This is a genomic window from Mycobacterium kyogaense, from assembly GCF_036946525.1.
Taxonomy (GTDB): domain Bacteria; phylum Actinomycetota; class Actinomycetes; order Mycobacteriales; family Mycobacteriaceae; genus Mycobacterium; species Mycobacterium kyogaense_A.
Window position 1 is genome coordinate 1 of the sequence record NZ_JAQIIY010000048.1, and the last position, 12,019, is coordinate 12,019.

The following is a 12,019-nucleotide window of genomic DNA, read 5'->3' on the forward strand; positions in this document are numbered from 1 at the left end:
CGGTCTGCGATGACTTCTTGGTCGAGTTCGCTGGGCTCGGGCAACCGGTTGTGACGCGCGCGTGATCCGTCGTCGGCGACCCCCGCGGGCGCCCTCGTGGGAATGCGACTACCTTCTGTAGTCAGACTTGCAGTCAGACCTCGCGATTCCCGTTAGAACCGACCCGAAGGGATCCCAGTGGCCGATCACGCCGAAACCGGGAAAGAGCACGCCACCCTCTCCTACCCCGGCGGGGAGCTGGACCTCGACATCGTCAAAGCGACCGAGGGTGCCGACGGCATCGCGCTCGGGTCACTGCTGGCAAAGACCGGTTACACCACCTTCGACGGCGGCTTCGTCAACACCTCTGCGACCAAGAGCGCCATCACCTACATCGACGGCGATGCCGGCATCCTGCGCTACCGCGGCTTACCCGATCGAGCAGCTCGCGGAGAAGTCCAACTTCATCGAGGTCAGCTACCTGCTGCTGTACGGCGAACTGCCCACCGCCGATCAGCTGGAGAAGTTCACCACCCAGATCCAGCGGCACACCCTGCTGCACGAGGATCTCAAGCGGTTCTTCGACGGCTTCCCCCGCGACGCCCACCCGATGCCGGTGCTGTCCAGCGCGGTGAACGCCCTGAGCGCCTACTACCCGGACTCGCTGGACCCGTTCAACCCACAGCAGGTGGAGCTGTCGACGATCCGGCTGCTGGCCAAGCTGCCGACCATCGCCGCCTACGCCTACAAGAAGTCCGAGGGGCAGCCGTTCCTGTACCCGGACAATTCGCTGACGCTGGTGGAGAACTTCCTGCGGATGACGTTCGGGTTCCCGGCCGAGCCCTACGAGGTCGATCCGGAGCTCGTCCGCGCGCTCGACATGCTGTTCATCCTGCACGCCGACCACGAGCAGAACTGCTCGACGTCGACGGTGCGCCTGGTGGGCAGTTCGCAGGCCAACCTGTTCACGTCGATCTCCGGCGGTATCAACGCGCTGTGGGGTCCGCTGCACGGCGGCGCGAACCAGGCCGTGCTCGAGATGCTGGAGAAGATCCGCAAGGGTGACGACGACGTCGCGACGTTCGTCAAGAAGGTCAAGAACCGCGAGGACGGCGTCAAGCTGATGGGCTTCGGCCATCGGGTCTACAAGAACTACGACCCGCGGGCACGCATCGTCAAGGAGCAGGCCGACAAGATCCTGGGCAAGATCGGTGTGCAGGACGAGCTGCTCGACATCGCCAAGGAGCTCGAAGAGATCGCCCTGACCGACGACTTCTTCGTCGAGCGCAAGCTCTACCCGAACGTCGACTACTACACCGGCGTGATCTACCGGGCCATGGGCTTCCCGACGCGGATGTTCACCGTGCTGTTCGCACTCGGCCGGCTGCCGGGGTGGATCGCGCACTGGCGGGAGATGCACGGCGAGCCCAACAAGATCGGCCGCCCGCGGCAGATCTACACCGGCTACACCGAGCGCGACTACATCGACTTCGACGCCCGCTAGCCTCCTTCGGCGAGCTGGGGGCACCTCCTTCTGCGAACGCGCGTGTTTGCACGCCGACGCGCCGCAATTCCCGGCATTCTGCGCGCGCTCGATTGCGCCGAGCGTCACACTGACGTCACTTGCGATCGTGACAGTTGTAGTTTCACAATTGTTGTGTGAATGAAACTGTCGGCAACCTGACGCCCGGGCGCAAGACGATCGTTCTGGTCTCCTGCTGCCTGAGCTTGCTGATCGTCTCCATGGACGCCACGATCGTCAACGTCGCGATCCCGGCCATCCGCACCGATCTCTCGGCGTCGCCCTCGCAGATGCAGTGGGTGCTCGACGTCTACACGCTGGTGCTGGCCTCGCTGTTGATGCTGTCCGGGGCCACCGGTGACCGGTTCGGCCGCAGGCGCGTGTTCCAGATCGGCCTGACCCTTTTCGCGCTGGGCTCGCTGGCCTGCAGCCTGGCGCCCAGCATCGACGCCCTGATCGGTGCCCGTTTCCTGCAGGGCATCGGTGGCTCGATGCTCAATCCCGTTGCGCTGTCGATCATTTCGCAGATCTTCGTCGGACGTCAGGAACGAGCCCGCGCCTTGGGTATCTGGGGCGGGGGTGACGGGCATCTCGATGGCGCTCGGACCCATCGTCGGCGGCCTGCTCATCGAGACGGTCGGCTGGCGCTCGGTGTTCTGGATCAACCTGCCCATCTGCGCGGCCGCGCTGATCCTCACCGCCATCTTCGTGCCGGAGACGAAATCGGCCACCATGCGCAGCGTCGACCCGATCGGGCAGCTGTTGGCTGTCGTGACGCTGTTCGGCATCGTCTACACGCTGATCGAGGGTCCGGTGCTCGGGTGGACCCACCACCGGGTCCTCACCGTCGCCGTCGTCGCCGTCGTGGCGCTCGCCGCGTTCCTGCGCTACGAATCACGCCGCCACGACCCCTTCCTGGATCTGCGGTTCTTCCGCAGCATCCCGTTCAGTTCCGCCACCATCTCGGCGGTCAGTGCCTTCTCCGCGTGGGGTGCGTTCCTGTTCATGATGTCGCTGTACCTGCAGGGCGAGCGGGGCTTCTCGGCGATGCACACCGGCCTCATCTACCTGCCCATCGCGATCGGCGCACTGGTCTTCTCTCCGCTGTCCGGTCGCCTCGTCGGCCGGTTCGGTGCGCGCCCCTCCCTGGTGATCGCCGGGGCGCTGATCGCGGCGGCGGCCACCATGCTGACGTTCCTGACAGCATCGACGCCGGTGTGGTGGCTGGTGATCGTGTTCGCGGTCTTCGGCATCGGGTTCGCCATGGTCAACGCACCGATCACCAATGCCGCGGTCGGCGGGATGCCGCTGGACCGCGCCGGGGCCGCATCGGCGGTGACCTCGACGAGCCGGCAGGTCGGCGTCAGTATCGGCGTCGCGCTGTGCGGTTCGGTTGCCGGTTCCGCGATCACGATGGGTGGCGCGGATTTCGCGTCGGCCGCCCGACCGCTCTGGTTCGTCTGTGTGGCGCTCGGATTCGTGATCCTGGGCCTCGGGGTGTTCTCGACATCGCAACGCGCGCAACGGTCTGCCGACCGACTGGCGCCACTGATCGCCGGCACGCCGGCCCCGGTGAGCGCTCGTGTCCGGTGACACGATGGCCGACGGCGTGTGGCGGGACATGTCCGCACTGGTCATGGACAACCTCGACGGGTGGAAACGCCTCGTCGTGGACCGCTCCGGATTGCCGTTCAGCCGGGTGCGCATCCTGATGCGGCTGCGTCGTAAGCCGATGACGGTCAAGGAGATCGCCGCCGCGGCAACAGTCGACGCACCCGCTGCGACGGTCGCGATCAACGACCTCGAACAGCGCGGTCTCGTGATCCGTGAGATCAACCCGCAGAACCGGCGCTGCAAGGTGGTGTCGCTGACCGATGCGGGGCGCGAGTTGGTGCGCGCCATCGACGACGTCCGGGACCCGGCACCGGACATGCTGACCGGTCTCGACGCCGACGACCTGGCGACGCTGCGCTCGCTGCTGGACAAGCTCGCGGGCCGCTGAGGTGAGCTAGCGGCCGAGCACCGCCATCGCGGCGTTGTGCCCCCCGATGCCCGAGACGGCACCGCCGCGGCGGGAACCCGATCCGCACAGCAGGATTCGCTCGTGCGTGGTCGCCACGCCCCACCGCTGCGCCGGCGTGGACAGCGGTTCGTCGTCCTCGGCGAAAGGCCACGTCAGCGCTCCGTGGAAGATGTGGCCGTTCGTCATGCCCAGGGCGTCGTCGAGATCGGCCGTGGTCTTGGTCTCGATGCACAGCCGGCCCGCGGCGTCCTCCATCAGGACGTCGTGAATCGGTTCGGCGAGAACCGAATTCAACGACGTGAGCACCGCTGAGGTCAGCGTGTCGCGTAACCGCTCGGGGGTCCCGCTCGCCGTCAGGTGGTGCGGTGTGTGCAGGCCGAACACCGTCAGCGTCTGGGCTCCCGAGGCGCGCAGCGCATCGGACAGGATCGTCGGGTCTGCCAGCGAGTGGCAGTAGATCTCACACGGAAGCGGTTCCGGCACAGTGCCGTCGGCGGCGAGTCGATAGGCAGACTCGAGTTGGCTGTAAGTCTCGTTGATGTGGAAGGTGCCGCCGAACGCCTGCTCGACGGTGACGCTGTCGTCGCGCAGGCGGGGCAGCCGGCGCAGCATCAGATTCACCTTCACCTGCGCGCCTGCTGCGACGTCGGGGACGTCCTCACCGAGGAGCCGCGCCAGGACAGCGGGCGTGACGTTGGCCAGGACATGCTCGCCGACGACGCCATGCTGCACACCGCCGTGGCGGTACCGCACCTCACCGTCGGGCGTGATCGATTCGACCTCGGCGCCGGTGATGATGTCGGCGCCGAAGCCCGCGGCCGCCGCGGCGAGCGCTCCGCTGACCGCACCCATGCCGCCGACCGGGACATCCCAGTCTCCGGTCCCTCCGCCGATCAGGTGGTAGAGAAAGCAGACATTCTGCTGCAGAGACGGATCCTCCAGCGCGGCAAAGGTTCCGATCAGGGCATCGGTGGCCATCACGCCGCGGACCAGGTCGTTGCGCACCGCCGCGGTGATGGCGTCACCGACCGGCTCGTCGACGAGTGCCCGCCATGCCCAGTCCGCGTCGGAACCGCCGGCAGCCACCACTTCCCGGCGAAGGTCCGAACGGGTTCGCAACGGCTCGGTCAGCGTCGGCCAGATGCGCGAGGTCACCGTGTTGGCGCGCCGGTAGAAATCGTCGAAGGCGGCCTCGTCGTTCGCGGCCCCCCACCGCACCGAACGTCGACGTCGGACCCACGAGCAGTCCGGTGCGGCCGCCTGAGGCCGGGTCGGGCGTGTACGACGACCACCGCCGCCGCACCAGACGCACACGTAGCCCGAGATCGTCGATGATGCGCTGCGGTAGCAGGCTCACCAGGTACGAGTACCGCGACAGCCGCGCGTCGACGCCGTCGAACGCGTAGGCCGACACCGCGGCGCCGCCGACGTGGTCGAGCCGCTCCAGCAGGCGGACCCGGCGGCCGGCGCGGGCGAGGTACCCGGCGGCCACCAACCCGTTGTGCCCGCCGCCGACGATGACGACGTCGGCGCGGGAGTCCGTGGCGCCGCTCAGTTCAGGTAGCCCTCGACCTCGTCGGCCGGCCGCACCTGCGCGGCGCTCGGATCCCCGCCGGTCTCGCGCAGGGCCCGCCGCTGGCGCAGCAGATCCCAGCACTGATCGAGGGCGACCTCCACCGCGCGCAACCGCTGGTGCTCTTCGGACTCGTCGATCTCGTGATGCTGCAGCTTGGAGCGGAGATCTTTCTCCTCCGCGACGAGCTGGTTCACCTGGGCGAGGATGTCTTCGTCGTTGGCCACGCCCTACAGTCTGCCCCTCGACGCGATCTAATGGACCGGTGACCATGCGTAGTGCCCTGGTGACCGGGGCGTCGAGCGGTATCGGGGCGGCGATCGCGACAGCCCTGCACGACGAGGGCTTCGCGCTGACCCTGGTCGGTCGCGATCCGGCCAAGCTGGATGCGGTGGCCGCATCGATCGGCGGCTCCGCGGTGCACACGATCGCAGGATCGCTGACCGAGGAGTCTTTTCTCGACGAGGTGGTGGCGTTCCACGCCGAGCGGCACGGGTCGCTGGACCTGCTGGTCAACAACGCCGGGATCGCGGGGAACCGAGCGGTCGCCGACATCACCGCGGACTTCCTCGACGCCCAGCTGGCCGTCAACGTCCGCGCCGTCGTGTTGTTGACCTCCAAGTGTCACCCGCTGCTGAAAGAAGCTGTGCGTCAACGCGGTTCGGCGCAGATCGTGAACACGGCGTCGAACGCGGGCAAGCGGGGCGAGGCGACGCTGTCGTCGTATTCGGCGACCAAGGCCGCGGTCGTCGGGTTCACCGAGGCGCTGCACGACGAGCTCGCGACCTCCGGTATTAAGGCGACCGCGATCTGCCCGGGTCTGGTGGACACCCCGATGGCCGACGCCTACCGCGGCGCGATCGAGGCGTCGACGATGATCGCTCCGCGCGACGTGGCCGAGGTCGTGCGGATGACGACGCGCCTGTCGGCGGCCTGCATCCTCCCCGAGGTGGTGTGCTGCTGCGGCCGACCGAGTGGTTGCAGCCCGAGGAGGTCCGGTCGCCGGGGTGAGGCGCCGGTCTAGGCTGAACGGATGTCGACCAAACCCGAGATCGAGTTCCCTGACGGCCCGGCACCCACCGAGCTGGTGATCGAAGACATCACCGTCGGCGACGGCCCCGAAGCGGTCCCGGGCGCCAACGTCGAGGTGCACTACCTCGGCGTCGAGTACGACACCGGCGAGGAGTTCGACAGCTCCTGGAACCGTGGTGAGTCGATCGAGTTCCCGCTGCGCGGGCTCATCCAGGGCTGGCAGGACGGCATCCCGGGGATGAAGGTCGGCGGCCGGCGCAAGCTGACGATCCCGCCGGAGCAGGCCTACGGTCCTGCCGGCGGCGGACACCGTCTGTCGGGCAAGACGCTGATCTTTGTCATCGACCTTCTGGCTACCCGATGACGTGATCTTCGTCATCGACCTGCTCGGCACCCGCTAGCCAAGAGCTAGCTCGGGCCGGGCAGACGCAGCAACAGCCGCGCGCCGCCCAGCGGGCTTGCCTCCAATGAGGCTGTGCCGCCGTGCAATTCGGCCTGCTGCGCCACCAGGGCCAATCCCAGGCCCGACCCGGAGTGCGATGCCGTCGAGCCGCGCGAGAACCGCTCGAAGACCACGGTGCGTTCCTCGTCGGGCACCCCGACGCCGTCGTCGTCGACCGCGATCTCCACTCCGGCCCGCGAGCTGACCGCGGACAGCTGCACGCGCGTCGCACCGCCGTGCTTGACCGCGTTGGCGATCGCGTTGTCGACAGCCAGCCGCAACCCCGCAGGCAACCCGACGATGATCACCGTCGGCGCCGGCACCAGCGACACCTCGAGGTCGGGGTACACCCGCATCGCGTCGTGCGCGGCCCGGTCGAGCAGTTCGGTGATGTCGACCGGGACGTGGTCGTCGGTGGTGGACAGTTCTCCCTGCGCCAGTCGCTCCAGCGCACCGAGTGTCGCCTCGATCCGGGTCTGCGTGCGGATGACGTCGCCGACGATCTCCTTGCGCTGATCCTCGGCGAGGTCGAGGGTCGCGAGCACTTCGAGATTGGTACGCATCGCGGTCAGCGGGGTGCGCAGCTCGTGAGCGGAGACCGATGCGAAGTCGCGGGCCGACGTCAACGCATCCTTGGTGCGACCCTGCTCCTCCCACACGCGGCCGACCAGCCCCTTGATCGCGTCGGCGATCTCGACGGCTTCGGTGGCGCCGCGGATGTCGATGTCGGGTGCTTCGTCGCCCGCCTCGATCTGCCGGGTCTGCTGAGCCAGCCGCTTGAACGGCCGGACCGCGAACGCGGCCAACAGCCAGCCGCCGAACGTCGCCGCGCCCACCGCCATCGAGCAGATGATCAGCACCCGACGGTGGAGGTTGTTGGTGTCGGTGATCGTCGCGTCGTAGGTGGCGCCGACCGCGACCGACATCGGCTCCGGCGTGGACAGCTCGACGGTGCGCACGCGGTAGCGCACCCCGTCGACCGTGGTGTCGGCGTATCCGGGTTGCAGTTCCGGTAGGACGACGGAGTTGGACGTCACCTGCCCGTCGGCGCGACGGACGGTGATGACGGCGTCCTGGTCGTTGGGCGAGGGCGGGATCTCGTCGAGACCGCGGGGCAGGAACGGGATCGCGAACCCGGCGGCCTCGTCGAGGCGTCGGTCCAGTCTTTCCTTGCGGTCCTGCGTGATGCCGACCCAGACGACTGCGCCGACGATGCCGACGACGATGGCCGCGGCGATCGCGGTGGCGAACGCGACACGGGTGCGCAGCGACGGCGTGCGGCGGAAGATCCGCGACACCGAGATCATGAGGGGATCACGAGCGTGGCCGTCGGTTCTTCGCGCGAGCGCTCATCACTACTGCTGTCGCAGCACGAACCCGACCCCGCGCACGGTGTGCAGCAGGCGGGGGGCTCCGTTGGCTTCCAACTTGCGCCGCAGGTAGCCGATGAACACGTCGACCACGTTGGTGTCGGCGGCGAAGTCATAGCCCCACACCAGCTCGAGAAGCTGCGCGCGGGACAGCACCGCGGTCTTGTGCTCGGCGAGCACGGCCAGCAGGTCGAACTCGCGCTTGGTCAGGTCGACGTCGGTCCCGTCGACGCGGGCGCGCCGGCCAGGGATGTCGACCTCGAGTGGGCCGACGGCGATGGTCTCCGACGAGAACGTCGCCGTGGAGCCGCGTCGGCGCAGCAGCGCCTTCACCCGGGCGACCAGCTCGGCCAGCACGAAGGGCTTGACCAGGTAGTCGTCGGCGCCCGCCTCCAGTCCGGCCACCCGGTCGTCGACCGAGGATCGCGCCGAGAGCACACAGACCGGGACGTCGTTGTCCATCGCGCGCAGTGCGGTCACCACGGACACGCCGTCGAGAACCGGCATGTTGATGTCCAGCACGATCGCGTCCGGCCGCGTCTCGGTGGCACTGCGCAGCGCCTCTGCGCCGTCGACAGCGGTGAAGACGTCGAACCCGGACAGTCGCAGGCCGCGCTCCAAAGAGGCCAGCACGTCGGGATCGTCGTCGACCACGAGCACCGGGGCGAACCCACTGCACTGTCCATGCCCGCAATCTTGCCTGACGAGGAGCCCGGGCTGCGGGAACCTGCCCGTTACCCGTCGGGGCGGTTCGCGTCGGGGGAACCGGGTCGCCGAGCCGCGCGACCTCCTCGCGCAGCTGGGCGATCTCCTGGACCAGCGTGTCGAGGTGCGCGGTCGTCACCTGCTGGGCCGCGGTGTCCTCGTCGGCCACCCGCTCGACGATCCACGACGCCAGCGTCGCGGTGATCGAGCCGAGCAGGCTGATTCCGCCGATCATCAGCAGTACGGCGATCACCCGTCCGGTGGGGCTGACCGGGGTCAGGTCGCCGTAGCCGACGGTGGTGATCGTCGTCATCGCCCACCACAGGGCCTCCCCGAAATGGGTGATGTGCGCGTGCGGGGTAGTGCCGCTCGGCCTGCAGCACGGCCAGCGAGGAGACGTAGATCAGCAGCACCGCCCCGCCGACCGTGTACATCGCGACGCGGCCGCGGATGGCGTGGCCGACGGCACGGTTGAGGACTGTGATCAGGGGTGAGCAGTCGCAGGAGACGCAGGTGTCGCAGGATGGGCAGCGCCACGATGGCGAGGTCGAAGAGGTGTCGCCAGAACCACCGCCAGCGCTGCTCGGCCAGGGACAGTCGCACGAGATAGTCGACGATGAACATCGTCCAGGTGACCAGGCTGACGACATGGATGGCCGCCAGGGCCGCTCCTGAGGGGAGGGGCGAGTACCTCCGCGCTGTAGGCGGCCAGGAACAGCAGGGCGGCGACGGCCAGCGGCCATTCGGCGCGGCGCTCCCACGCCTGCAACTTGGTCTCCACGCCCTGTGCTCCTCGAAGTCCTGTGACGAATCCGGTTCTGACGGTAGTGGGACCACCTGGGAAGTCTTTGACCTCACCCATTGTTGAGGTTTCTACGGTGATGAGATGAGCTTGGAAACGGTTGCCCGGCAGTCGCTGTACCGGCAGACGCACGCCCGGGGCGGTGATCTGCGCGGTCTGGCAGATCGCCGGCTGATGGCGCGTATCTGGCGGTTCGCCGCTCGGCATCATCGCATGCTCGGCTGGTTCCTCCTGGTCAGCGTGTTCGGCGCGGTGCTGACGGTTGCGACGCCGCTGCTCGCGGGCCGGGTCGTGGACGAGATCACGCGCGGGGGTTCGGTGACGACGGTCGTGGTGCTGGCCGTGGTGATCGCCGGTGTCGCGCTGGCCGAGACGGCGATGTCGTTGCTGACGCGCTGGTTGTCGTCGAACATCGGCGAGGGTTTGATCCTCGATCTGCGCACCGCGGTGTTCGACCACGTGCAACGGATGCCGGTGGCCTTCTTCACCCGGACCCGTACCGGTGCGCTGGTGAGCCGCCTGGGCAACGACGTGATGGGCGCCCAGCGGGCCTTCTCGGGACACTCTCTCCGGCGTCGTCGCCAACGTCGTCACGCTGACGCTGACGCTGGCGGTGATGATCAGCATCTCGTGGCAGGTGACGCTGGTGTCGCTGGCGTTGATGCCGCTGTTCCTGCTGCCCCGCCCGCCGCATCGGCGCGGCGATGGCGAGACTCTCGCGGGAGGCCGCCGGCCACAACGCGACGATGAACACCCAGATGACCGAGCGGTTCTCCGCGCCGGGTGCCACGCTGATCAAGCTGTTCGGGGACGCGGACGCAGAGTCCCGGGAGTTCGGGGTGCGCGCGGGCCGGGTGCGCGACATCGGGGTGCGCTCCGCGATGCTGCAGTCGACGTTCATGAACTCGCTGACGTTGATGTCGGCGCTGGCGCTGGCGTTGGTCTACGGCCTGGGCGGCGCGTTGGCGCTGGGCGGGACGCTGCAGGCCGGGTCCATCGTGTCGCTGGCCCTGCTGCTGACGCGGCTCTACGCGCCGCTGACCGCGTTGGCCAACGCCCACGTCGAGGGTCGCGACCGCACTGGTCAGCTTCGAGCGGGTCTTCGAGGTGCTCGATCTGGTGCCGCTGATCCAGGAGCGGCCGGGCGCGGTCGCGATCCCCGACGGTCCGGTCACCGTCGAGTTCGACGACGTCCGGTTCGGTTATCCCGCCGCCGACAACCGTGTCGTTGGCCTCGCTGGAAGAGGTCAGCGAGCTGGACGACCGTGGCGGCGACGAAGTCCTGCACGGCATCTCGTTCACGGCCCGGCCGGGGCAGATGATCGCGCTCGTCGGTTCCTCGGGGGGCGGGGAAGTCGACGACCGCGTCGCTGCTGGCCCGGCTCTACGACGTCACCCTCCGGGGCCGTCCGTCTCAACGGCGTCGACGTCCGTGACGCGACCTTCGCGTCGGTCAAGGACACGGTCGGCATGGTCACTCAGGACGGGCACCTGTTCCACGAGTCGATCCGGGCGAACGTCGCGCTCGCGGCGCCGGAGGCCACCGACGCCGAGATCTGGGAGGCGCTGCGCCGGGCCCGTCTCGACACCGTGGTCGCGGACATGCCCGACGGCCTCGACACGATCGTCGGGGAGCGCGGTTACCGGCTCTCTGGTGGGCAGCGGCAACGCCTGACCATCGCGGCGTCTGCTGCTCGCCGCACCCCGGGTCGTGGTGCTCGACGAAGCGACCGCGTCGCTGGACTCCGAATCCGAGGCCAAGGTGCAGCAAGCCCTGGCAGAAGCACTCGCAGGCCGCACGTCCGTCGTCATCGCGCATCGCCTCTCGACGATCCGCGCGGCTGACGTGATCCTCGTCGTCGAGGACGGCCGGATCGTGGAGCGCGGGACGCACCCGGAGCTGCTCGCCCGCGGTGGCCGCTACGCCGAGCTCTACCGCACCCAGTTCGGGGCGCCGTCGGGCGCGCGGACGCACATGCCGTGCCACCCGGTCGCATTCGCTAGATGGGTTAACCACTTGCTCGCAGTGGGAAGATGTTGTGAGTGGCTGATTCCGGAAGCAACGCGCTGCGCGCAGCGCCCGCGATAGCGCCGCGGCCCCGGCGGGTGAGGCCCAGCTCGGACCTGTGGCGGATGTTGCCGTACCTGCTTCCGTATCGCGGCCGGTGGATTCTGATGCTGACGGCGGCTTTCCTGAGTCTGGGGGCGACGGTCGGGATCCCGCTGATGACCAAGGCGGTCATCGACGGGCCGGTGCGCCATCAGGATCAGCAGGGGTTGTGGACGCTGGGTGCGGCGGCCATGGGCCTCGGGATCGCCGAGGCCGTGCTGTGGTTCATCCGGCGGTGGCTGGTGTCCCGCGCGACGATGGGCGTCGAGGCCGACATCCGCAAGGACCTCTACGCGCGGCTGCAGATCCTGCCGATGTCGTTCCACGGCCGCTGGCAGTCGGGTCAGCTGCTGTCGCGAATCATGAACGACCTGGGCACGATTCGCCGATTCATGTCCTTCGGGCTGACGTTCCTGATCCTCAACATCCTGCAGATCACCATCGTCACCCGCGATCCTGCT

At 68.5% G+C, this 12,019-nt stretch carries 6 protein-coding genes and 6 pseudogenes; 7 read left to right on the forward strand and 5 right to left on the reverse strand.

Features of this window, described 5'->3' with window-relative positions; all coding sequences use genetic code 11:
- The first annotated feature begins 177 nt into the window (after window positions 1-177).
- The 3 genes and pseudogenes from PGN37_RS27065 to PGN37_RS27075 all read left to right on the forward strand — a co-directional run bounded on the left by PGN37_RS27065 (window position 178) and on the right by PGN37_RS27075 (window position 3,503).
- A pseudogene (locus tag PGN37_RS27065) lies at window positions 178-1,483 on the forward strand (citrate synthase).
- A gap of 155 nt (window positions 1,484-1,638) precedes the next feature.
- Window positions 1,639-3,094, forward strand: a pseudogene (locus tag PGN37_RS27070) (MFS transporter).
- Window positions 3,084-3,503 (forward strand): MarR family winged helix-turn-helix transcriptional regulator, encoded by a 420-nt coding sequence (locus PGN37_RS27075; RefSeq protein ID WP_335332847.1) that lies wholly within the window; start codon window positions 3,084-3,086, stop codon window positions 3,501-3,503. The pseudogene PGN37_RS27070 and the gene PGN37_RS27075 overlap by 11 nt, the downstream one beginning before the upstream one ends.
- A 6-nt stretch (window positions 3,504-3,509) precedes the next feature.
- Here PGN37_RS27075 and PGN37_RS27080 read toward each other — a convergent pair.
- Window positions 3,510-5,079, reverse strand: a pseudogene (locus PGN37_RS27080) (phytoene desaturase family protein).
- Window positions 5,076-5,324 carry a DUF2630 family protein gene (locus tag PGN37_RS27085; protein WP_335334034.1) on the reverse strand — a complete coding sequence of 83 codons (249 nt, stop codon included), beginning with the start codon at window positions 5,322-5,324 and terminating at the stop codon, window positions 5,076-5,078. The pseudogene PGN37_RS27080 and the gene PGN37_RS27085 overlap by 4 nt, the downstream one beginning before the upstream one ends.
- A 44-nt stretch (window positions 5,325-5,368) precedes the next feature.
- Between PGN37_RS27085 and PGN37_RS27090 the strand changes: the two genes are divergently transcribed.
- Entirely contained in the window at window positions 5,369-6,121 is a 753-nt protein-coding gene (locus PGN37_RS27090; protein WP_335334038.1) for an SDR family NAD(P)-dependent oxidoreductase, read from the forward strand.
- A gap of 9 nt (window positions 6,122-6,130) precedes the next feature.
- Window positions 6,131-6,493, forward strand: coding sequence for an FKBP-type peptidyl-prolyl cis-trans isomerase (locus PGN37_RS27095; RefSeq protein WP_335334035.1), 363 nt, complete (start codon window positions 6,131-6,133; stop codon window positions 6,491-6,493).
- A gap of 44 nt (window positions 6,494-6,537) precedes the next feature.
- Here the strand turns inward: PGN37_RS27095 and PGN37_RS27100 are convergent, their stop codons facing one another.
- The 3 genes and pseudogenes from PGN37_RS27100 to PGN37_RS27110 all read right to left on the reverse strand — a co-directional run.
- Window positions 6,538-7,878: a sensor histidine kinase gene (locus PGN37_RS27100; protein ID WP_335334036.1), complete on the reverse strand. Its 1,341-nt coding sequence runs from the start codon at window positions 7,876-7,878 to the stop codon at window positions 6,538-6,540.
- Window positions 7,879-7,926: 48 nt separating this feature from the next.
- Window positions 7,927-8,636 (reverse strand): annotated as a pseudogene (locus PGN37_RS27105) (response regulator transcription factor).
- Window positions 8,637-8,716: 80 nt separating this feature from the next.
- Window positions 8,717-9,427 (reverse strand): annotated as a pseudogene (locus PGN37_RS27110) (potassium channel family protein); the annotation flags it as partial.
- Between the two features lie 105 nt (window positions 9,428-9,532).
- Here PGN37_RS27110 and PGN37_RS27115 point away from each other — a divergent pair.
- A pseudogene (locus tag PGN37_RS27115) lies at window positions 9,533-11,537 on the forward strand (ABC transporter ATP-binding protein).
- Window positions 11,492-12,019 (forward strand): ABC transporter transmembrane domain-containing protein (locus PGN37_RS27120; RefSeq protein ID WP_335334037.1); only part of this gene is annotated, 528 nt, incomplete at its 3' end. The pseudogene PGN37_RS27115 and the gene PGN37_RS27120, both read left to right, overlap by 46 nt.